Below are 21,456 nucleotides of genomic sequence, written 5' to 3'. Positions count from 1 at the left end.
CCCGCGAGCCGTGATCGCAGACCGGAAGCCTGACCGGGAAGCGCGCCCGGACGCTCGGTGGAGCGTCAGGACGGCGGATTCGGCACCGCAGGCGGCCGTTCCTTAAACTATGTGGCAGCGGGTTCGCGGAGGGACCGGCCGCGGCGGCCGCCATCCGGAGCTCCCATGGTTGGGGGGTAGAGTCTATGGCTGAAATACCTGTACCAATGAGAGGTTTTTGTGTCGCAGCAACAAACGGATACCCACGGGCACTCCGCCGACAGCACACCTCCAGTGGCACCACAATCCAGTTACCGCCCGGAAGTACAGGGTCTGAGGGCCCTGGCCGTACTGATGGTCGTGACCTACCACATCTGGTTTGGCCGGGTTTCGGGCGGGGTGGACGTCTTCCTCCTGATCTCCGCCTTCCTGCTGACGCTGTCGTTTGTCCGCAAGGTGGAAGCCGGCCGGGCACTGGACCTTGGGCGCTACTGGTTGCGCCAATTCAAGCGCCTGCTGCCGCCGGTCGCGGTAGTCCTGATCGGAACACTGACCGCCACGGCACTGTTCGTTCCGCAGAGCCGATGGACGGACATCCTCTCGCAGAGCTGGTCCTCGCTCCTGTACTTCCAGAACTGGGTCCTGGCCGCCGAATCCGTGGACTATTACGCCGCCGACCACAGCACGGCCAGCCCCCTGCAGCACTTTTGGTCGCTGTCGATTCAGGGCCAGGTTTTCCTTCTCTGGCCGTTGCTGTTCGCCGCATCGGCGTTCCTGGCGAGAACCTGCCGGATCCGCTTCCGCCGCGTCGTGCTGGCGGTCTTCGGCGCCGTATTTATTGCCTCCCTGAGCTTTTCCGTACTGGAGACCTACGGAAACCAGGCGCACGCTTACTTTGATACCCGCACCCGGCTGTGGGAATTTGCCCTCGGCACCCTGCTTGCCCTCGCGCTGCCGTACCTGAAGCTGCCCCGCGGCCTTCGGGTTGCCGCCGGCTGGCTGGGGCTCGCCGCCATGCTCAGTGTCGGGTTCCTGCTGGACGTGCAGGGCCAGTTCCCCGGATATGTGGCTCTCTGCCCGCTCCTGGCCGCAGCCCTGGTGATCCTTGCCGGCCAGACGGGCAGCCGTATTGGTGCCGACCGCCTGCTGTCATGGAAGCCGCTGATGCGTCTGGGCGACATGTCCTACGCCCTCTACCTGTGGCACTGGCCGGTCCTTGTGATCTACCTGATCTGGCGCGGTCGCCAGGAAGTGGGCCCGCTGGGAGGAACGGCAATCATCGGCCTGTCACTCATTCTGGCCTACCTCACAACCAAGCTTGTCGAGCGTCCTCTGCGGTCCTCGGACTGGGTCAACCGCACTTCCCTCCGCGCCGTCGGAGTCATAGCGGTGTGCCTCGCCGTAGTTGCGGCTCCACTCGCCGGATGGCAGCAGGGCCTGCGGCTGCAGGCCGAGCACCTGGCCGAGCAGGCAATCAAGGAAAACCCGGGAGCGCGCGTGCTGCTGGCTGATTTCGACGATGTCAGCAGCGGACAAGCACAGCCGATTCCGGCCCCCAGCATGATGAACCAGGAGTGGGGCGGGCTTCCGGGCGACTGCACGGAATACGGCGACGGACCAACGGACCCGTTGCTCGCTAAACGCTGCATGAGCACCGAACCCGTCACGGATCCGGAGAAGACCATCCTGGTGGTGGGCGACTCGCACACCGAACAGTGGCTGGGGGCCATCGAACCGATGGCAGAGAATCACGACTACCGGGTGGTTGCCCTGCTGTTGGGCGGATGCTCCTTCGGCGCGTATTCGGAAAGCCGCGGACCGGCATGCAACGATTTCAACAGCGCAGTGCTGGACTACGCGTTGGAGCTGAAGCCGGATGCCGTCGTCGCCATGGCGACAGCGGCCCAGTCTGCGGACGCCGCCGATCTGCCCGTCGCCGGTCTCCCGGAGGCCTCCGAACTGCTCCGGCAGGAAGGTATCCCGGTGGTGGGCGTCCGGGACAACCCGCGCTATGACTTTGATGTGCTTGAGTGCGCGGAAACGCACGGTGCCGTGTCGGCCGAGTGCTCCGCAGAGGTGTCGGAGAAGCTCTCGAATCCCGGCACAGTGGTCTCCTACTTCGACTCCCTGCCCGGGGTGGAGCTGGTGGACATGACCGACATGATCTGCCCCGGCGGAAACTGCGTGCCCCTCGTCGGCAATGTGTACGTGTATATGGACAGCAACCACCTCACGACCACTTACACATCGTCGATGGCCGATGAATTCGACCGCAGGTTCCATGCAGCCCTCGGCTGGTAGCAGCCGGGACGTTCACGGAAAATGTGCCCCCCACTGGAATGTCAGATAACCTAGACCGTCGGGTACGTGCCCGGATAGGCCGTACCGAAACAAACAGGAGAACCAAGTGAACGTTGACCTCGTCGTCGTTGGGTCGGGCTTTTTTGGCCTGACTGTAGCCGAGCGGGCTGCCAAGGAACTGGGCCTGAAGGTCGCAGTGCTGGACCGCCGCCATCACATTGGCGGCAACGCCTACAGTGAGAATGAACCCCAGACAGGCATTGAAGTGCACCGCTACGGTGCGCACCTGTTCCACACCTCCAACGAGCGGGTTTGGGAGTACGTCAACCGGTTCACCGAGTTCACCAACTACGTGCACAAGGTTTACACCAGCCACAAGGGCGAGGTGTATCCGATGCCCATCAACATGGGAACCATCAACCAGTTCTTCCGCTCCTCCATGGGCCCGGCAGAAGCGCGCGCCCTGATCCAGGAGCAGGCCGGGGAACTGGCAGGCACTGATCCGGCCAACCTCAACGACAAGGGAATCCAGCTGATCGGCCGGCCCCTGTACGAGGCGTTCATCAAGCACTACACCGGCAAGCAGTGGCAGACGGACCCCAAGGACCTGCCGGCGGAAATCATTTCCCGACTGCCCGTCCGGTACACCTATGACAACCGGTACTTCAACGACACCTATGAGGGCCTGCCCAAGGACGGGTACACCGCGTGGATTGAGCGGATGGCCGACCACCCGAACATCCAGGTGCACCTGAAGACCGATTTCTTCGACGAAGGCCACGAGTTCTCCCGGAATTCCACGCTGGGACAGGTGCCGGTGGTCTACACCGGCGCAGTGGACCGCTACTTCGATTACGCCGAAGGCAACCTGTCCTGGCGGACCATCGACCTCAAGGAAGAGGTCCTGCCCGTCGAGGACTTCCAGGGCACCTCCGTCATGAACTACCCGGACGAAGACGTTCCCTACACCCGGATCCACGAGTTCCGCCACTTCCACCCGGAACGGAACTACACCAAGGACGCAACGGTCATCATGCGCGAGTACTCCCGTTTCGCGGAGAAGGGCGATGAGCCGTACTACCCCGTGAACACCGCGGAAGACCGCGCAAAGCTGCTGGCCTACCGGGACCTGGCCAAGGGCGAAAAGTCGGTGCTGTTCGGCGGCCGCCTCGGAACCTACAAGTACCTTGACATGCACATGGCAATCGGATCGGCATTGTCGATGTACGACAACAAGATCAAGCCCCACTTCACCGGCGGGGCAAAGCTTGAAAGCGGAGGAGTGGACGCATGAGCCATCCGACAACCGAATCGAAGCCCGGCGCAGCCAAGGAAGCGGCCAAGGCAGCAGCCGGGGAATCAACCCAGTGGCACACGCTGCAGCGGATTATTTTCCCCGACCAGAGCCAGATGGATACCGCCCTGCTGTACGTGGACAGCGGCTCCGCAATGGGTGCTCAGTTCAACACCATGGACGGCTCCATGATGAAGTCGACCTCGACGAAGAACACCGAGGCGATCGCAGTCAGCGGCGAGGTGCATGTCGAGGATTTCCTCTCCCGCACCTCCACGATTTCCCGGCCCGGACAGCGGCTGTCCTTCGGCACCTACTTCAACGCCTTTCCGGCAAGCTACTGGCGCCGCTGGACGGACGTTGAAAGCGTCAGGCTGCATGTGCAAACCAAGGGTGCCGGCGCCATCAGCGTCTACAAGTCGAATGCCCGCGGTTCGCTGCAGCACGTCGAAACCCGGCGGGTGAGCGGCGACGCCGAGACAAACATCGACCTCACGCTCAAGCCGTTCGGCGACGGCGGCTGGTACTGGTTTGACCTGGTGTCCGGCTCCGAGCCCATGGCCCTGGTCAACGCCGACTGGCGCGCGCCGGGCGAAGCCAAAAAGCCCGGCTCGATCACGCTCGAAATCACGACGCTGAACAAGAACGAGTTCTGCCTCAACAACCTGAAGATCCTGGCCGAGAACCCGGAAGCGCTGGAAAACGTCGCCGAAGTGCTGATCGTTGACCAGGGCACCAAGAAGCTTGTTGACGCCGAGGGCTTCGAAGAAGCCAAGGCTGCGCTGGGCGGCAAGCTCCGGATGATCCATCAGGGCAACCTGGGCGGCTCCGGCGGATTTGCCCGCGGCATGTACGAAGCGGTGGAAAACGGCAGCGACTACGCCCTGCTGCTCGACGACGACATCGTCATGGAGCCTGAGAGCATCACCCGCATGCTCACTTTCGCGGACCACTGCAAGACCCCGACCATCGTTGGCGCGCACATGTTCGACCTCTACAACCGGTCGGTCCTGCACACCTTCGGCGAGACGGTGAACCTGTTCCGCTTCCAGCCCGACCATCCCTTCAAGGAACAGGTCCTGGGCCACGACTTTGCCCGCACAAACCTGCGCACCACCTCATGGATGCACCGGCGGGTGGACGTGGACTACAACGGCTGGTGGATGTGCATGATCCCCACCGAGGTCATCCGTGAAATCGGGCTCTCCCTCCCGGTCTTCATCAAATGGGACGACGCCGAGTACGGCCTGCGCGCGAAGGCCGCGGGCTACAACACGGTGTCCATGCCCGGTGCCGCCGTCTGGCACATCACCTGGGCGGACAAGGATGACGCCGTCGACTGGCAGGCGTACTTCCACAGCCGCAACCGCATCATCACGGCCCTGCTGCACAGCCCCTACCCCCGCGGCGGGCGCGTGGTGCGGGAGGGCAGCTTCATCGACGTCAAGCACCTGATCTCCATGCAGTACTTCACGGCCCAGGGCCGCGTCATGGCCCTGAAGGACCTGATCGCCGGACCGGAGCAGCTGCACGAGATCCTGCCCTCCAGGCTGCCCGCCATCCAGGCAATGCGAAACGAGTTCTCGGAGGCGCAGTTCAAGGCCGACCCCGAAGCGTTCCCCCGCCCCGGCATGGGCAAGCCCCCGCGGCACGGCCAGGGCTTCAAGGCCCCGTCCTACGTGACCCTCGTTCCGTGGGCCGCCAAGACCATCGTGCGGCAGCTGACCAAGCCTGTTGCCAAGGCCAGCATCGAGCGTCCGCAGGCCCGCGTCGCGCACATCGACAACCGCTGGTGGCGCATGTCCCAGTACGACAGCGCTGTTGTTACCAACGCCGACGGCACGGCCGCGTCCTGGTACCAGCGCGACCCCAAGAAGCTGCGCGCCCTGCTGGCTGAAGGCGCCCGCCTGAATGCGGAGATCCTGAAGGACTGGCACAAGCTGAGCCAGAAGTACCGCAAGGCGCTGCCGGAAATCACGTCCATGGAAGCGTGGAAAGCGACATTCGAAAAGCACTCGGAAGAGAGTAAATAAGCTTGTCTACCGGAGAACTCGTTACCCCCGGTTCCGGGGGAGGGCTGCGCGACGTGCTGCGGTCGCGCTATCTGTTGAAGCTGCTCGTTTCCAAGGAACTCAAGGTCCGTTACCGCGGGTCGGTGCTGGGCCTGCTGTGGTCCTACGTCAAGCCCGGGGTCCAGTTCCTGGTGTTCTGGTTTGCGCTGGGAGTCTTCCTCGGGCTGAACGAGTCAACGCCGAACTTCCCCATCTACCTGTTCTCGGGCATTATCCTGATCAACTTCTTCAGCGAAGCGCTGGGGAACGCGTCCCGTTCAATCGTCGGCAACGGCGGCCTGATCAAGAAGATCTACCTGCCCCGGGAACTGTTTCCCGTGGCATCGGTCTGGGTCTCAGCGGTGCACTTCCTGCCGCAGCTGCTGATTCTCCTGGTGGCAACGCTCATCACCGGGTGGCGGCCGGGCCTGTCCGAAATCGGTGCTGCCATCATTGGCTTCGTGATCGTGGCGCTGCTGGCCACCGGGCTGGGACTGTTCTTCGGCGCCGTGAACGTTTACTTCCGGGACTCCGAGAACTTTGTGGACATGCTGCTGATGATCGCCACCTGGGCCTCCCCGGTGCTTTACCACTGGCAGATGGTCCGCGATTCACTGGGAACGACGGCGTTGACCATCTACCAGATGAATCCGCTGACCACCGCCGTGGAACTGTTCCACCATGCATTCTGGCTGCCGACCACCGGCTGGGATGATGCGGCAGTGATTGCCGAGACCCCGCCGGGACTCCTCACGCTCTGGATGCCCGTGGCTCTGGTCACGTCCGTCCTTGTCCTGATTCTGGGGCAATTCACCTTCCGGCGGCTGGAAGGCCGCTTCGCTCAGGAGCTCTAGACGTGTCCACGGCAATTGAAGTGCACAACGTTTCGAAGGAATTCGTCCTTCGCCACACCCGGTCCATCAAGGAAGCGTTCGTCTGGTTGGTCAAGGGACGCAAAGGCGACCTCTCGGAGAAGTTCTTCGCGTTGAAGGATGTTTCCCTGGAGGTGAAGCAGGGCGAATCGGTGGCCCTGCTGGGACTCAACGGTTCGGGAAAGTCGACCCTGCTCAAGCAGATCTCCGGCGTCATGCTGCCGGATTCCGGTACCGTGGGGACGCGCGGCCGGGTGGCCGGACTGATCGAGGTGGGGGCCGGATTCCATCCGGACCTCAGCGGGCGTGACAACGTCTTCCTCAACGGTGCGATCCTCGGCATGTCCGAGGCCGAGATCCACGAGAAGTTCGACTCCATCGTCGAGTTCTCCGAGATCGGACAGTTCATCGACACCGAGGTGAAGTTCTACTCCTCGGGCATGTACCTGCGCCTGGCTTTTTCGGTTGCGGTGCACACCGATCCTGAGGTTTTCCTCGTTGATGAAATCCTTGCGGTGGGTGACGAGCCGTTCCAGAAAAAGTGCATCGCCAAGATCCGGGAACTGGCGGAGGAGGGCAAGACCCTCGTCGTCGTCAGCCACGACCTGGACCTGGTGGCGAAGATCTGCGAACGGGGCGTGCTGCTGGAACGCGGCCAGATCGTCATGGACGCTCCGGTCGGCCAGGTGGTGGCCCGCATGCGGGGCCAGGAGTAAGCACCCCGTGAACTGAGCTGAGCGCAGCAATAAAAGCCAGCCGCATAAAGAAGCCAGGATCGACTTGTCGATCCTGGCTTCTTTGCTGCCCGGGACTGTAATGCCCAGGGGCCGGGTGTAATGCCCGGAGGCTGTAAAGGCCCAGGGGCTGGGCGCCCCGGGGCTCCTAGTCGCAGCCGGTGACGCGGTACAGGCTCGAGGCGGGACCGGTGGAGGCTACCAATTCGAACCCCGGGTCGCCGGCCAGATCCGTTACACCGACATATTCAACCCCGCCGAGTTCGGCCAGGACCTGATTGCCGAAGTCCAGGACATAGTCGACATTCTTGTCCTCGACCGCGGCGCAGACCTCCGGTGTGAAAGTGTCGAGTTCCGCGGAGATCAGCACCCGCTCCGGGTCCGGGGGTGCGAAGAGATGGGGCGTCAGGACCTCGCGGCCGTTGAGCGCGTAGGCCATGGAACTGCCGTTCCACGGATTGACTGCGATCACCGAGTCCTCCGGAACGTACTCGTCAAGCTGGTCGACCAATTCGAGTTCGGCCGGAGTGAGCAGCGGCGAAGCCTCGGTGAAGGAGTAGAGCATGGCCTTCTCCTTGATGTACTGCTGGACCGGACCGAAGTAGCCCACCAGAGCAAGCCCCACCGTGCCAACGGCGAGAGCTGCGGCGCCCAGCGGCTTTCCGTACCGGCCGAGACCCGAACGCAGCCGCCCAGCGTTGGCGGTCGCAAACTTCATTACGGACTCCACGATGGCCCACGCGCCAACGGCGCCCAGCGCCGTGGCGAAAACCGGAAGGAACCCGGCGATGCGGTTCGTGTCCTGGTACCAGTTGCCGGTCAGGAAGTTGCGCAGGAAGCCACGTTCCACAGCAGCATCGACCACATAGAGGGTGACGGCGATGGCGTAACTGACGACCAGCCAGCGGTGCTGCCGGATGTGGAACAGATAGATGGTGCCGGCTACGGCCAGGATCGTTACCAGCCAGTTGACGGACATCCCCATCGGCCCGTTGGTCAGCGCTTCGCCGATGGCGCCGCCCATCGTCGAGGTCGGTCCCCAGTGGTCGTAGAACCCCGGGCGCAGGAACATCCACAGGGCAGCCGCCACTGCTGCTCCGGCCACGGTGACCACTGCGAACAGCGCGACTTTCCTGCCGTTGACGGGCTTGCGGAGGAGCGGACGTGCCGCCCGGCCCCAGGCGACCAGAATTACCGGGAGAGCGAAGATCAGGACGGCGTTCACTGCGCTCATGTGCGCCGTGGAGATCCCGGCAAGTCCCAGGAGGAGGGCGAACCACCAGGAACGGCGCAGCGGCTGGTCGGCGTCCAAAGCGGATCCGCGGGCCAGCATCACTACAACGCCGATCAGCAGCGGAAGCATGGTGACCGCCAGCATGGTGGGGAACACCGGTCCCCAGACGAGCAGCATATAGGGGAAGGCTACCTGTACGGCGGAGAGCACGCCGGCAGCCAGGGTGATGACGGGATTGGTGCCGAAAACCTTCCGGACCAGGAACACGCAGGCAAGCGGCCAGATCAGGCTTGCGGCAACAATGTTGATTGAGTTTTCCGACAGGGGCACCGATGCCCCGGTGAGCTGGACCGTCATCGCGGCAAAAGAATGCCACAGGGCCGGATACAGGCCAAGGGCACCCTCGCCCTGTGCCTGTCCGAGCGTCAGCGACGATGCGGAGCCGGTTTCGACAATGTAGCGAATGGCATTGAGATGGAAGACATTGTCGAAATTCTGCGCGAAGTTGTCGGGCTGGCCGATCAGCTGCATGAGGCGCCGGGCCACCATGGCCGCGGCGATGACAACTGCTGCCACGGGCACCCAGACAGTGCGCCAATGGTTTTCCCTGCGGGCACCGGTCGACGCAGTCTCAGCGGCCGGGGTGTTCCGGCGCCGGCCGCCGAGAGTCAGGAGGAAGGCAGCCAGAGCCGTAATTGCCGTGCCGGCCAGATAGGTCCAGATATTCCACTGAACGCCGATAAGGCCGGCGAGGACTCCGAAGACGCCGACGACGGCTGATGAGAACGCCGGAGCCAGGGCCAGGAGCGAAAAACCCTTGAAGCGGAGGCACAAGGCAATTGCAAAGCCTGGAATGACCACCAGCCCCGCCGTCGTCAGAAGAGCGGGCAGAGCGGGTATCCAGGACAATTGGCCTCCTTGGTGAATTTAAAACGCGCCGCTGTAAACGGCCAGCACTCAGTTTATCCCTCAGCCCCGCGAGCGGGGTCAAATACTTGGGTCGGTGAGAGCAAACGCGCACACTGCCGCGGTCAGGAAGCGTCGGGCGAGCTGTGCTGCTGGTCCTTCGGTTCTGCCTGCCGGCGGCGGAAATAGCGCCGGACGACGGCGAGCTGGTAGACGGCCACTGTTATTTCCGATGCTGCCAGGGCCCAGGCGACCCCATCCACGCCAACGGTGAGCGAACCGACAATAATCAGCGGAATTCCAATGCCGGCACCCAAAACCGTGGAGGACGCCAGAGCCTTGCCTTCTCCAATGGGGATCAGGCAGGCCAGCCCCACGATTTGAGAGATGGTGACGGCGCCGAAGACGATGCCCATGGGGATCGCGAGACCGTAGCCCACAGCGATCTCGCCGGAGGAGAGCAGCCGGCTGGCCCAGGGGATGCAGAGCGCCATGACTGCCGCACCGGCGATGGCCACGGCAGGGGCCAGCCGCGTTGCCACGCGGATCCGGCGGTCCTGTACCGCGGGGACGGGATCGGCAATGGAGCCCTGAAGGACCTGCACCAGCGGCCCGACCGCTGTCAGGCCGTAGCGGAAGAACTTGTCCGCCATGGCAAACAGCGGGCGCCCGGCCGGGATGACCGTTGAGATCACCAGCAGGGGAGTGTTGACATACAAGCTGGACGTTGCCGCCGTGATGACGCCGTGCCTTTGGCCCGCGAGCCGGGCGGCCGCCCGACGCAGGTTGAGGTCAACGCGGGGCGCCTCATCGGCGTTTCGCCGGATCAGCAGTGCACTGGCGCACACCCCGATCACACTGAGCGCCAGCTGGCTGAAGAGGTAGACAAAGACATTTCCGGTCAGCATCAGCCCGACCAGTCCCAGGACGGTTCCGAGGGTTACCGGCAGAGTGTCGAAGACCAGCAGTCGTCCCGGCCGGGCGTCGCCGACGAAGTACCAGGAGGCGCCGAGGAAGGGCACCAGGTAGGTGACGCCCGCAGTGAAACTGACAGCGACGTCGTCGGAGGCGACGAGAAGGACAGTCAGCGCGACCAACGGAAGGGCCAGGATAAAGAGGTACAGGCGGCTGACCAGCGAGTCGAAAAACATCTGCGGCCGCTCCGGCGCGGGCATTCCGGCAACCATCGCCGGACCCGTCGTTCCCCATCCGAACGACACCAGGACACCGAACAGCAGGGCGATCGATTGCCCGACGGCGATGATGCCCCACGTTTCCTGGCCGGCGTTGCCGATGACAATGGGAATGGCGAAGACACCGACCAGCGTGGTAATCCCCACTGAGGCGCCAAACGCGCCGAACCGCCGGACGTGCCGCAGCACCGTTCGCTGACCCAAAGAAATATCCTCCGTTTGCCGGGCTGCGCGGAGTTCAGCGGCCGTCCGTCGCTGCCCCGTCCCGCATTGAAGTCTAACGCAGGGCGCTCTTTGGCTTGGTATCATCGAGCTAGTGCCCGCCTGCACTCTGACTGTCGCAAGCCGTCGTTGGAGTGCTGCATCAACGATTGGAATTCCTTGTCTGTAGCAGCCGTCGTCGTCTCCTTCAACCGCATTGAGCTGCTCCGCAAATGCCTTACGGCGCTGCAGAACCAGGACCACCGGCCGGACGAGATCATTCTCGTGGACAACGGATCAACGGACGGGGGCCCGGACATGGTCCGCAGCGAATTCCCGGACATCACGATTTTTGAAACCGGAAACAACCTTGGCGGCGCCGGTGGATTCGCCTGGGGGCTGGAGCACGCCATCGCCCGCGGGCACGATGCGGCCTGGCTGATGGATGACGACGCCGAACCGCTGCAGGGCAGCTTGGGTCCGCTGGTCCAGGCCATGGAGAACGCCGACGAGCGACCCGGATTCATCACCTCGCTGGTGGTCAATGATGCCGGTGAGCCCAACGAGGGCCATCTTCCGGACCTGTCGAGCGACGTGTCCAAGCAGCTCAAGGCGGCGGCGCTTGGCGGCATTGCCGTCAACAGCGCCAGCTTTGTCGGTGTCCTGATCGACCTCCGCGCCGCTGCCGGCATGCCGCTTCCCTACGCCGACTTCTTCATCTGGTTCGATGACGCCGAATACACCCGGAGGCTCTCCCGGGCCACCTTCGGCGTGGCGATCCCCGGAAGCCGCATCTACCACCCCGAGAAGAAAAACCAGGCTGACATGGGTGGACGCCTCTTCTACTACCTGCGCAACAACCTGTGGCTGCGGCGCCTCGACCCGCAGCCGCGCACGCTGCTGCAGAACCCGGTGCGCTGGGGTGCCGGCATGGCGGTCCTCGCCCTTCGCCAGGGTGCCCAGGCCAAGGACCGGAAGGTCTGGGCCTCCTCGGCCTTCCGCGGCTTGTGCGAGGGCCTGGCCAAACGTCCGCGGACCATCCATCCCGGGCAGCTCATCAGCGGCGCGGTGCGCCTGGGCTCGTAACACCCCTTATTCACCGCCGCAATTTCCGAACGATTACTCGCTCAGCGAGAGGTGTCCCGCATGTCTGTTTCCATCGGAGTAACAGCCGTTATCTCCGCCTTCAACCCGCCGGCAGACCTGGTGGCGAAGGTTGAACGCCTGCTCAAGCAGGTCGACCACGTCGTTGTCGTTGACGATGGTTCTCCGAAGGATGTATCGGAGGTGCTGGCCGGACTCGAATCAGCCGGCGCCCTGGTTCTCCGGCAGGAAAGCAACATGGGCATTGCCGCGGCGCTCAACGCCGGCATCGCTGCCGCGCGCCGCTTCAGCCCCGAATGGTATCTGACCCTGGACCAGGATTCGGAGCTTGATCCGGATTACGTGGAGCGCGCGCTGCAGGCAGCGGAAGCCGCCAAGCGGGCGGCTGTGCCCGTGGGCATGGTCTGCGCCGAATCCCACAACCGGCTTCCGGTGATGCTCCAGAAGCCGGGGGAGGACTTCCCTGAAGCCTTTGACCCGATGCAGTCGGGGACTCTGATTCCGGCATCAACGCTTGAAGCGGTCGGAATGCTGGAAGACGACCTGTTCATCGACTGCGTCGATTCCGAGTACACGGCCCGGATCCGCCAGCACGGACTCAAAGCCATCATCGCGCCGGGGTGCAACATCACTCACGCCGTCGGAGACGCCAGGCCGATGCGCCTGGGAACCTGGCACGTCACCGTCGGCGGACAGAAACGATTCGTCCATTCCCATGCCCCGTTCAGGGTCTACTACATCACCCGCAACGGCATCGTCATGTACCGCCGGTACGCGACCAAGCAGCCGGTGTGGGTGCTGCGCAGGATTGGCTTGGAAGTGGTGTTCTACGGTGTGCGCGTGGTTTACGGGCCGCACCGCCTCCGCCAGATCGCCGCGATCGGCTTGGGAATCCGGGATGCACTGACCGGACGGATGGGAAAGATCTCCCCGGCAGGCAGCAAACTGGTCACACCGCGCCGCTGACGGGGCATCCCCGCCGGGGATGCCCCCCCCCCCGGCGGGAGTCGCTGACGGCCGGCTCCGCAGCCGGTCTCAGTACAACTAGCCGGTCTCAGTACAGCTAGCCGGTCTCAGTACAGCTAGGGGTGCAGCTGGCGGCGCGAGCGGCGGATTCGGCCGCGGGCCTCGAAGAATGCCCGGACGAGCATGAACCGGGCTTTCAGGATGAGCCGCAGGCTGCGCCACTGTTTGGGAGTGGTGTTGTTCTCGTGCAGCCGGCGCACCAGGGTGTCCTGTTCCAGATGAGCCATCCTCCCCGCGAGGTTGCCCACCAGCGCGATCCACTGATCGTGGGTTTCGTCCAGGAAATCGGGGAAGGGAAGGATGAGGTCCCGCGCCGGGCGGCGGAACGCCATGGCGCAGCCGAAGTAGGGCCGATAACCGATCCAGAGGGCAAACAGGTTTGCCCAGCGGCGGGAGCTGTCCGCGGCCCGGAGCCGGATTGACTCGATCCGGCGCGGCTGGTGACCGAAGAATCCAAAGTTGCTGGCAACGACGTCGGCGTCCTGCAGCGCTGCGATCATTGCCTCCACGCGGCCCGGGAGCCAGACATCGTCCTGGTCAGCGAGGAAAACGTACTCGCCCCGGCTCTGCGTCAGGGCCGCCTCAAAATTCCGTACGTATCCGCGGTTGTCGCTGGAGGAAATCAGGCGGATGCGGTCATCGGCGATCCGGGAAACCACCTTTACGGTGTCGTCGGTGGAGGCGTCGTCCACGATCACGAGTTCGTCCGCCGGGCCCAGCTGCGGAAGAATTGAATCGATCTGTTCGGCGATGTGGGCGGCTCCGTTGTACGCCGCCATGCAGACGCTGACACGAACCTGGGGCGTCTGAATGTTCCTGGCACTGCTGGAAGTCATGGGTTCCTCGAGGATCTGCGGCACGGACGCAACAAGTTTACCCGGTGGCCTGTTTCGACTTAGCCGGACGGCTTCCATATAGTGGACATGTCCCATGTCTCCACACTGCCTGCAGCCGCGCTGCCATCTGCGGCCGCTGTTGGGCAGCCTGCAGTATGAAGTGAAAGAAGCCACTAGCCGTGACAGCCGTTGATGTAATGTTCCCGTACTACGGAGACGTGGAACTCATGAAGCAAGCCGCCCGGAGCGTGATGGGGCAGCAGCATCAGGACTGGCGCCTCGTGGTCATCGACGACGGCTATCCGGACCCTGAACCCGCACGCTGGTTCGGCACCATCGACGATCCCCGGGTGACCTACCAGCGCAATGAGGTGAACCTCGGCGCTAACGGCAACTACCGCAAGGCCGTGGGCCTGGTGGAGGCCCCCATCGTGGTCATCATGGGTGCGGATGACGTCATGCTGCCCAACTACCTCTCGGTAGTGGTGGAGGCGTTCGAGCAGTTCCCCGAGGCCGCCGCTGTCCAGCCCGGAGTGCAGGTTATCGATGAGGCGGGGCGGGCAACGCAGCCGCTCGTTGATCAGGTGAAGAAGGCCGCCTCGCCTCGCGGAAATGACCGGCGGGCGCTTCAAGGTGAAGCGCTGGCCACCAGCCTGCTGCACGCCGGCTGGCACTACTTCCCGTCCATCGCCTGGCGTTCCGATGTCATCAAGCGCATCGGCTTCCGGAGCGAATTCGACGTCGTCCAGGACCTGGCGCTGATCCTGGATATCGCCGCCGACGGCGGAGCCATGGTCCTGACGCCGGAACTCGCGTTCCTGTACCGGCGCCATTCCGGATCCGATTCCTCGGTTCGTGCCCTGGACGGCCGCCGCTTTGACGAAGAGCGCCGGTTCTTTGAAGGCGAAGCCGAGCGTTTCTCCCGGATGGGCTGGAACCGGGCCGCACGGTCCGCCCGCCTCCACATCACTTCACGACTGAACGCAGCCACCATGATCGGGCGCGCCCTGGTGAGCCGGAAGACAGAGGCGATCCCCAAGCTGGCGAAGCACCTCTTCCGCTAGGCGGATTCGGTTCCTGCCGCAGTGCTGGCAGAAAAGCGGGCGCCGCCCCGCTTCTTGTTGCGGTGCTGTGGCGGTGCAATTCGTGCGTGCCGTCAGGAGCGCGGAGCTTCCTTCGGCTGCTGGTCCCCATCGGTCCGGGACTCCGTCAGCTCAAAGTCTGCGGACACCCACGGCTTGGGTGCTTCATCGAGGGCAATGCGCCGGGAGAGGGCGGTGACAGAGTTCTCCATGGTCCGGAAACGCTGGTACGTGGTGGCCATGAACACGAAGAAGCAGACGATCGTGGCATACAGCACGAGGTCCGTGCCGCGGCCCACTCCCAGGAAGCTGGCTACGCGGGTAAGGACGTCCGGAAAGAAGATGGACAGCGCCGCAGCCAGGGCGAAGACCATCAGCATGATCCGGCGCACGGCAAGGTGGCGGGCGTTTGCCCCGCCGCGCATAAGCACCAGCGAGACGAGGATGACTGCCAGGACGAGGACGATCTGGACGATTAGTAGCACTTAGCTCACCTAAAGAAGAGTTCTGCCAGGATGTTGACCGAGTTCAGCAAGGACTGGCCTTTGGACTTCGAGTAGTCCGTGTAGATGATTTCCACCGGGTGCTCCACCCAGTGCGGTTTCATCACGGCCAACTGGTTGACGAGCTCCGAGGCATGGGCCATGCGGTTCTGGGTCAAATGCAGTCGGGAGGCAACGTCGCGGTTCATGGCCCGCAGTCCGTTGTGCGCATCCGTCAGGTTCATGCCGGTGGCCAGGCGCGACTGGATGGCCGCGGTCTTCAGCACCAGGCGCTTGGCCTTCGAGATCTGGGTCCGGTTGTCCAGGAAACGGGAACCCAGCACGATGTCGGCTTCGCTGGCTTCCAGCCGGGCCACCATGGCCTGAGCGTCGACAACCCGATGCTGCCCATCGGCATCAAACGTAACGATGCTGGTCATTCCGGGGTCGGAAAGCGCATATTCGATGCCGGTCTGCAGGGCCGCGCCCTGGCCCAGGTTGATCGGATGCTGCACCACCACGGCACCTGCAGCGCGGGCTGCGTCTTGGGAGCCGTCGCGGCTGCCGTCGTCAACGCAGACCACATGCGGAAAGACCCGGCGGAGATCCTCGATAACCGAACCAACCACAGTGGCTTCGTTGTACATCGGAATAACGATCCATGTTCGGTTCACTCGTTTAGTATCCCATATTGCTGGTTGCTGAAGCTTTTGGAGAAAGGTACTGACCCAGCCGGACTGAGGCTTCGACCGGTGCGAAACCGGTGGAACGGATTCTGTCCAAGGCAAGGACACTGTTCAGGGGCCGCGGGGCCACGCCGGCTTTCCCCTTGAAATATTCTGCCGTGCTCACCCCGGTCACATCCGTGCGTGCCCGGCCGAGGGTCTCGTAGACATCGGCGGCGACATCGGCCCAGGAGACCGGATCGCCGTCGTTCGTGAGGTTGTAGGTGCCAAACGGGGCGCCTGTCTCCACGAGGTGCCGGATGCCGGCGGCAAGGTCCTCGGTGAAGGTGAGCCGGCCGATCTGATCATTGACCACCGCGGGGCTGATGCCCCGCTCCGCCAGCGAAGCCATGGTGCGGACAAAGTTGTTGCCTTCACCGATGACCCAGCTGGTCCGCACGATGTAGTGCGCCGGAACTGCCGACACAACGGCGTCACCGGCAGCCTTAGTCTGCCCGTACACGCCGAGCGGTGAAAACGGTTCATCCTCGGGGTGCTCGGCTGCCGTACCGTCAAAGACGTAGTCGGAGGAAACCTGCACCAGGGTTATCCGGTTCTCCGTCGCGGCGCGGGCCAGGCGGGCTACTGCGTTCACGTTGATCTCCCAGGCAGCGGCACGCCCCTCGGGAGTCTCGGCGGCATCGACCGCGGTGTAGGCGCCGGCGTTGATGATCGTGGAGTAGTTCTTCCAGTTCCGGTCGGCGAAGGCCAACGGATCGGTGAGGTCGAAGTCGGCGCGGGTGGCAAACTCCACGTTGGACTCGCCGGCATAGGCGGCGCGCAAGGCCTTCCCGAGCTGTCCGTCGGCACCCAGGACCAGGATTTTCTTCGCAGCCATGGGCACGACGTCGGCCAGCCTCGGATGCGCCTTGTCCTTCGCCGAGAGTTCGGCCTGCTCCAGCGGGATCGGCCAGTTGATGGCGGCGGTCTCGTCGGCCAGGTTCAGGAACGTGTACTGGCCCTGCGCATCGGCACTCCAATGGTCATTGACCAGGTACGTGTACGCAGTGTTGTCTTCGAGCGTCTGGAACGCGTTTCCCACGCCGCGGGGAATGAAGATGGCCGAGTCCGGGCCCAGCTCGGCCGTGAATACGGTTCCGAACGAGGGGCCCTCGCGCAGGTCGACCCAGGCGCCGAAGATCCGGCCGGTCGCCACGGAAATGTACTTGTCCCAAGGCTCGGCGTGGATGCCGCGGGTGGTGCCGGACTTTTCGTTGAAGGAAATGTTGTTCTGCACGGGACCGAAATCGGGCAGCCCGAGCGCGAGCATCTTCTCCCGCTGCCAGTTCTCCTTGAACCATCCGCGGTTATCCCCGTGAACAGGGAGGTCATAAAGGACTACTCCGGGAATCGGCGTCTCATGGGGGACGAGCGGCTTGGAAAACTCCAGTGTCATATTTACTGTCCCTGAACCTTGTACTTTGCTTCGGTCTCGTCCTTCTGCGGCCGCCACCAGGCCTCGTTCTCCCGGTACCAGGCAATCGTGTCCTCGAGCCCCTGCTCAAAGTTCGAGAATGCCGGCTTCCAGCCCAGCTCATTGCGCAGCTTGGAGGAGTCGATGGCGTACCGCATGTCGTGGCCGGGCCGATCAATCACCTGGTCATACGCGTCGGCGGGCTGGCCCATGGAACGCAGGATCAGTTCGACAACTTCCTTGTTGTTCTTCTCGCCGTCGGCACCGATGAGGTAGGTCTGGCCGATCTCGCCCTTGTCGATGATCCGCAGGACCGCTGAGGAATGGTCGTCGGCGTGGATCCAGTCCCGCACGTTTTCCCCGGCGCCGTAGAGCTTGGGGCGGACGCCGTCGATCACGTTGGTGATCTGCCGCGGAATGAACTTCTCCACATGCTGGTAGGGCCCGTAGTTGTTGGAGCAGTTGCTGATCGTGGCCTGCAGGCCGAATGAGCGAACCCAGGCACGCACCAGCAGGTCCGAGCCGGCCTTCGTCGAGGAATACGGGCTGGAGGGGTTGTACGGGGTGGATTCCGTGAACCGCTCCGGATCGTCGAGCTCCAGGTCGCCGTAGACCTCGTCGGTGGAGATGTGATGGAACCGGACGCCGTGCTTCCGGGCAGCTTCGATCAGGGTGTACGTACCGATGATGTTGGTGTCCAGGAAGGGACGCGGGTCATGCAGCGAGTTGTCGTTGTGGGATTCGGCGGCGTAGTGCACGATGACGTCGGCGTTTGCTGCCAGCCGGTCCACCAGCTCTGCGTCGCAGATGTTTCCGTGGACGAAAGTGAAGCGCTCAGCGGGCAACCCGTTCAGGGACTCAAGGTTGCCGGCGTAGGTCAGCGCATCGAGCACTGTGACGTGATGGTCGGTGTTGGCAAGGGTGTAGCGAACAAAGTTCGAGCCAATAAAGCCGGCGCCGCCGGTCACGAGGAGTTTCTGCATGTAGATCAACACTACCGGATTTGCCGTCCTATAGCAGACCGGCAAAGATGAGGTCTATGCGAGGAATAATACTGGCCGGCGGTACCGGTTCACGGCTGCACCCCATCACCCTTGGCGTCAGCAAACAGCTGGTGCCGGTCTATGACAAGCCAATGATCTACTATCCGCTGTCGACCCTGATCCTCGCCGGGATCAAGGACATCCTGATCATCACCACACCCCATGACGCGGATCAGTTCCAGCGCCTGCTGGGGGATGGAAGCCGCTTCGGCGTCAGCATCACCTACAAGCAGCAGCCCTCTCCCGACGGTTTGGCGCAGGCGTTCGTCCTCGGCGCTGAGCACATTGGCACCGGACCCGTTGCCCTGGTCCTGGGCGACAACATCTTCTACGGTGCCGGAATGGGGACGCAGCTTCGGCGCTTCGCCAACATCGACGGCGGAGCGGTGTTCGGGTACTGGGTGGCGGACCCCACCGCCTACGGCGTCGTCGAGTTCGATGGCGAAGGCCGTGCCATCTCCCTGGAGGAGAAGCCGTCCAAGCCCAAGAGCCACTATGCGGTGCCGGGACTCTACTTCTATGACAACGACGTCATCGAAATTGCCCGCGACCTGAAGCCCTCCCCGCGGGGCGAGCTGGAGATCACCGATGTGAACCGCATCTACTTGGAGAAGGGAAAGCTCCAGGTGGAGATCCTTCCGCGCGGCACGGCATGGTTGGACACCGGAACCTTCGACTCCCTGAACGAGGCCTCGGAATTCATCCGCACCGTCCAGAAGCGGCAGGGCCTGTCCATCGGCTGCCCCGAGGAAATCTCGTGGCGACTGGGCAACATCAACGACGACGAACTGCGCCGTTTGGCCGAGCCGTTGGTCAAAAGCGGGTACGGCCAGTACCTCATGGAGCTCCTCGCGCAGAAATAGCAGTGCCCGCGTTGCCGCAGGTGCGGGAAATGCGGTGATTATAAAGTGGCCGGCCGGGTTTCCGGCCGGCCACTTTTGGAAAGAAATGCAAGTAGTCTTGTGGTCGCTCACGAGTAGCCGTGTCGTGAAATTACTCGGCCGGCTCCCAATCCCGATGGATAACTCGAAAGATCGGTCCATGTCCCTATCTGCGCCACCTCTGCTGCCCAGCCGCTCGCCATTACGAATGACGTTGGGGGAACTGTTCGATCCCAAAACCAATTCCCTCAATGCCATCCGCCTAATACTGGCGTGCCTGGTAGTGGTGTCCCACTCATGGGTGATCGGCGGGCACGGTGATGAACCCTCCCTGGGCGGACGGACGCTTGGCGCGTGGTCGGTTCTCGGGTTCTTCGGAATCTCGGGCTACTTGATTACCCGGAGCAGGTTCAATGGTCAACCGGCATCCCGGTTTTTCCGGGCCCGTTTCCTGCGAATCTTTCCGGGTTTCCTGGTCGCCCTGATTATGGTGGCATTTGTTTTTGCACCGTTGTCAGTTGCTCTCGGGTCCGCGGGGTCCTTTGTCCCCGCGGAAGCCCTGACCTATATCCTCCGGAATTTCCTTCTTTATCCCCCGTTCATTTCGCAGGCGGGCATCGGGTCCACACTGGCTGAGGGTGAAATCTGGAACGGAGCCCTGTGGAGCCTGTTTTGGGAGGGCTGCTGCTATCTCGGAATAGGGATTGTCGGCATCGCCGCGACTCGGGCCCGCCGCAACGTCCTCACGGCGGCGGTGTTCCTGGCTGCCACCGGCGCATCCCTGGCTGCCCATGCCGGCCTGGTACCGCCCAGCGAACTCACCATGGCACCGCCTCTTATCGCAGCGTTTACGGGTGGAGCACTTCTTTATCTGAATGCGAAGCGAATAACGGTCGTTCCGGCGCTGGCAGTGTCCCTTGCCCTGCTCCTCGCATCGATACTGACCGGAACCGCTGCTGTCCTGGCTCCGCTGCCGTTTGCTTTGGTTGTCTTCGTGGTGGGGGCGGTGCTCCCTTTGCGGAAGATCGGCGCAAAGCGGGATCTGTCCTACGGTGTCTACATTTACGGGGTTCCGGTGCAGAACCTTCTGGAAGTCTGGCTGCCGGCGCTCTCGCTGCCCGCCTGCCTCCTCCTGGCATTCGCCGGCATTTTGCCGCTGGCGCTGGCCAGCTACATTTGTGTCGAGGCTCCGGCCATGCGGCTGAAAGGCCGGAGGCGGAGTTCTCCAAGGCCTCTTCCCGTGCCGGCATAATTCCGGAACGGGCACCATTCCGCGTTGCGCCCTGGATCCGCACACGGATTGAGGTGGCCCACCCCTGCGGTGCCTGCCGCATCTCAACCCGGTCCGGCGTTGGCGAGGTTGCCCATTGTCTCCAGCGCGCCCGGAGCAACGAGTACGAGGATTGAAGCCCGGCACAGGTAATGGCTGTGGCATAGGCCTGCAGGCCGAAACCCCGGCTGCGGATTACTGATCTCCGCCTACCTGACACAGGTACGGGTACTCCTACCCGGTTTTTCGCGCGTTGCACTACGCTCGCCAAAGCTCTCCCGCGCCCATAACCTGATGCCGCAGCCCATAACCGGCTGCACCACCGTCGCGGGAGGGACGAAGCCGCCGACCCTTCCGGAGCCTACCGGAGGTCAGCGAATGGATGCAGTGGGAATTGCCGAGGACAAGGTTCGGGAGCTGATCCGCGTGCGCGGACTGGATCCGGCCAGCCAAATCGCCGAAGCGCGGCGCCTGGCCGAGGACACGGTCACGGATTACGACGAGCGCTCCCTCCTCGGGCAGCTTCCTCCCCTTGGAGCGATGGAGCACGCACCGTGGCGGGCATACGCCGCCGCAGCCTGGTTCGGCTCCCTGCAGCCCCTGCTGGACGACCCCGCTGGGGAGGAAAACTGGATCAACTCACCGACGGAGATCTATGCGGCACGGGCCAGCCGTCTGGAGCACCTGGTGGAGCTGGGCCTCCTGACCCCCCAGACCGCAGGTTTCCTGTCCCGGTTTCTTGACGGGCGGGCAGCCGCCGTTGGACGGGGTGCACCGCTGGCCGATGTCACGCGGGCGCAGCGATGATTCCGGCACCCGGCACGGGAA

At 63.5% G+C, this 21,456-nt stretch carries 17 protein-coding genes and 1 pseudogene; 11 read left to right on the top strand and 7 right to left on the bottom strand.

What is annotated here, in order from left to right:
- The first annotated feature begins 273 nt into the window (after positions 1 to 273).
- The 5 genes and pseudogenes from QNO00_RS04515 to QNO00_RS04495 all read left to right on the top strand — a co-directional run bounded on the left by QNO00_RS04515 (position 274) and on the right by QNO00_RS04495 (position 7,213).
- Positions 274 to 2,280, top strand: coding sequence for an acyltransferase family protein (locus QNO00_RS04515; protein WP_284023762.1), 2,007 nt, complete (start codon positions 274 to 276; stop codon positions 2,278 to 2,280).
- 100 nt (positions 2,281 to 2,380) lie between these two features.
- Positions 2,381 to 3,574, top strand: a pseudogene (gene glf / locus QNO00_RS04510) (UDP-galactopyranose mutase); the annotation flags it as partial.
- Positions 3,571 to 5,607, top strand: a complete 2,037-nt coding sequence (locus QNO00_RS04505; protein ID WP_229965113.1) for a glycosyltransferase — start codon at positions 3,571 to 3,573, stop codon at positions 5,605 to 5,607. The pseudogene glf and the gene QNO00_RS04505, both read left to right, overlap by 4 nt.
- A gap of 2 nt (positions 5,608 to 5,609) precedes the next feature.
- Positions 5,610 to 6,479 (top strand): ABC transporter permease, encoded by an 870-nt coding sequence (locus QNO00_RS04500; RefSeq protein WP_229965114.1) that lies wholly within the window; start codon positions 5,610 to 5,612, stop codon positions 6,477 to 6,479.
- Positions 6,480 to 6,481: 2 nt separating this feature from the next.
- On the top strand, positions 6,482 to 7,213 hold the full coding sequence (locus QNO00_RS04495; protein ID WP_284023761.1) for an ABC transporter ATP-binding protein: 732 nt from the start codon (positions 6,482 to 6,484) through the stop codon (positions 7,211 to 7,213).
- A gap of 166 nt (positions 7,214 to 7,379) precedes the next feature.
- Here the strand turns inward: QNO00_RS04495 and QNO00_RS04490 are convergent, their stop codons facing one another.
- Together QNO00_RS04490 and QNO00_RS04485 are read right to left on the bottom strand one after the other, a co-directional pair.
- Positions 7,380 to 9,374 (bottom strand): DUF6541 family protein, encoded by a 1,995-nt coding sequence (locus QNO00_RS04490; RefSeq protein WP_284023760.1) that lies wholly within the window; start codon positions 9,372 to 9,374, stop codon positions 7,380 to 7,382.
- Between the two features lie 122 nt (positions 9,375 to 9,496).
- Complete coding sequence (locus tag QNO00_RS04485) at positions 9,497 to 10,768, bottom strand: lipopolysaccharide biosynthesis protein (protein ID WP_284023759.1); 1,272 nt, start codon at positions 10,766 to 10,768, stop codon at positions 9,497 to 9,499.
- 177 nt (positions 10,769 to 10,945) lie between these two features.
- Here QNO00_RS04485 and QNO00_RS04480 point away from each other — a divergent pair, with 177 nt between their 5' ends.
- Entirely contained in the window at positions 10,946 to 11,851 is a 906-nt protein-coding gene (locus QNO00_RS04480) for a glycosyltransferase family 2 protein (RefSeq protein WP_284023758.1), read from the top strand.
- 60 nt (positions 11,852 to 11,911) lie between these two features.
- On the top strand, positions 11,912 to 12,835 hold the full coding sequence (locus QNO00_RS04475; protein ID WP_284023757.1) for a glycosyltransferase: 924 nt from the start codon (positions 11,912 to 11,914) through the stop codon (positions 12,833 to 12,835).
- Positions 12,836 to 12,951: 116 nt separating this feature from the next.
- On the opposite strand, the gene QNO00_RS04470 is transcribed toward QNO00_RS04475, so the two are convergent.
- Positions 12,952 to 13,731: a glycosyltransferase gene (locus QNO00_RS04470; RefSeq protein ID WP_229965120.1), complete on the bottom strand. Its 780-nt coding sequence runs from the start codon at positions 13,729 to 13,731 to the stop codon at positions 12,952 to 12,954.
- Positions 13,732 to 13,910: 179 nt separating this feature from the next.
- Here QNO00_RS04470 and QNO00_RS04465 point away from each other — a divergent pair, with 179 nt between their 5' ends.
- Positions 13,911 to 14,795: a glycosyltransferase family 2 protein gene (locus QNO00_RS04465; protein WP_229965121.1), complete on the top strand. Its 885-nt coding sequence runs from the start codon at positions 13,911 to 13,913 to the stop codon at positions 14,793 to 14,795.
- A 92-nt stretch (positions 14,796 to 14,887) separates the two neighbouring features.
- On the opposite strand, the gene QNO00_RS04460 is transcribed toward QNO00_RS04465, so the two are convergent.
- The 4 genes from QNO00_RS04460 to rfbB are packed head-to-tail and all read right to left on the bottom strand — an operon-like array spanning position 14,888 to position 18,417.
- Positions 14,888 to 15,298: a DUF2304 domain-containing protein gene (locus QNO00_RS04460; RefSeq protein WP_229965122.1), complete on the bottom strand. Its 411-nt coding sequence runs from the start codon at positions 15,296 to 15,298 to the stop codon at positions 14,888 to 14,890.
- Positions 15,299 to 15,303: 5 nt separating this feature from the next.
- The gene (locus QNO00_RS04455; RefSeq protein WP_284023756.1) at positions 15,304 to 15,969 is read right to left on the bottom strand and encodes a glycosyltransferase family 2 protein; all 666 of its coding nucleotides are present in this window, start codon (positions 15,967 to 15,969) and stop codon (positions 15,304 to 15,306) included.
- Positions 15,970 to 15,973: 4 nt separating this feature from the next.
- The gene (locus tag QNO00_RS04450) at positions 15,974 to 17,416 is read right to left on the bottom strand and encodes a sugar nucleotide-binding protein (RefSeq protein WP_229965124.1); all 1,443 of its coding nucleotides are present in this window, start codon (positions 17,414 to 17,416) and stop codon (positions 15,974 to 15,976) included.
- Between the two features lie 2 nt (positions 17,417 to 17,418).
- Complete coding sequence (rfbB, locus tag QNO00_RS04445) at positions 17,419 to 18,417, bottom strand: dTDP-glucose 4,6-dehydratase (RefSeq protein ID WP_229965125.1); 999 nt, start codon at positions 18,415 to 18,417, stop codon at positions 17,419 to 17,421.
- A 56-nt stretch (positions 18,418 to 18,473) separates the two neighbouring features.
- On the opposite strand from rfbB, the gene rfbA reads away from it, so the two are divergent.
- From rfbA to QNO00_RS04430, 3 genes are all read left to right on the top strand, one after another.
- Positions 18,474 to 19,340, top strand: coding sequence for a glucose-1-phosphate thymidylyltransferase RfbA (gene rfbA / locus QNO00_RS04440; RefSeq protein WP_229965126.1), 867 nt, complete (start codon positions 18,474 to 18,476; stop codon positions 19,338 to 19,340).
- 178 nt (positions 19,341 to 19,518) lie between these two features.
- Positions 19,519 to 20,610, top strand: coding sequence for an acyltransferase family protein (locus tag QNO00_RS04435; protein ID WP_284023755.1), 1,092 nt, complete (start codon positions 19,519 to 19,521; stop codon positions 20,608 to 20,610).
- Between the two features lie 396 nt (positions 20,611 to 21,006).
- Positions 21,007 to 21,435, top strand: coding sequence for a hypothetical protein (locus tag QNO00_RS04430; RefSeq protein ID WP_284023754.1), 429 nt, complete (start codon positions 21,007 to 21,009; stop codon positions 21,433 to 21,435).
- Positions 21,436 to 21,456 lie beyond the last annotated feature (21 nt).

Origin of the sequence: Arthrobacter sp. zg-Y1219 (assembly GCF_030125545.1) — a bacterium.
GTDB lineage: Bacteria > Actinomycetota > Actinomycetes > Actinomycetales > Micrococcaceae > Arthrobacter_B.
The sequence above is the reverse complement of the archived record's forward strand: the minus strand, read 5'-3'. Positions and strand labels throughout refer to the sequence as shown.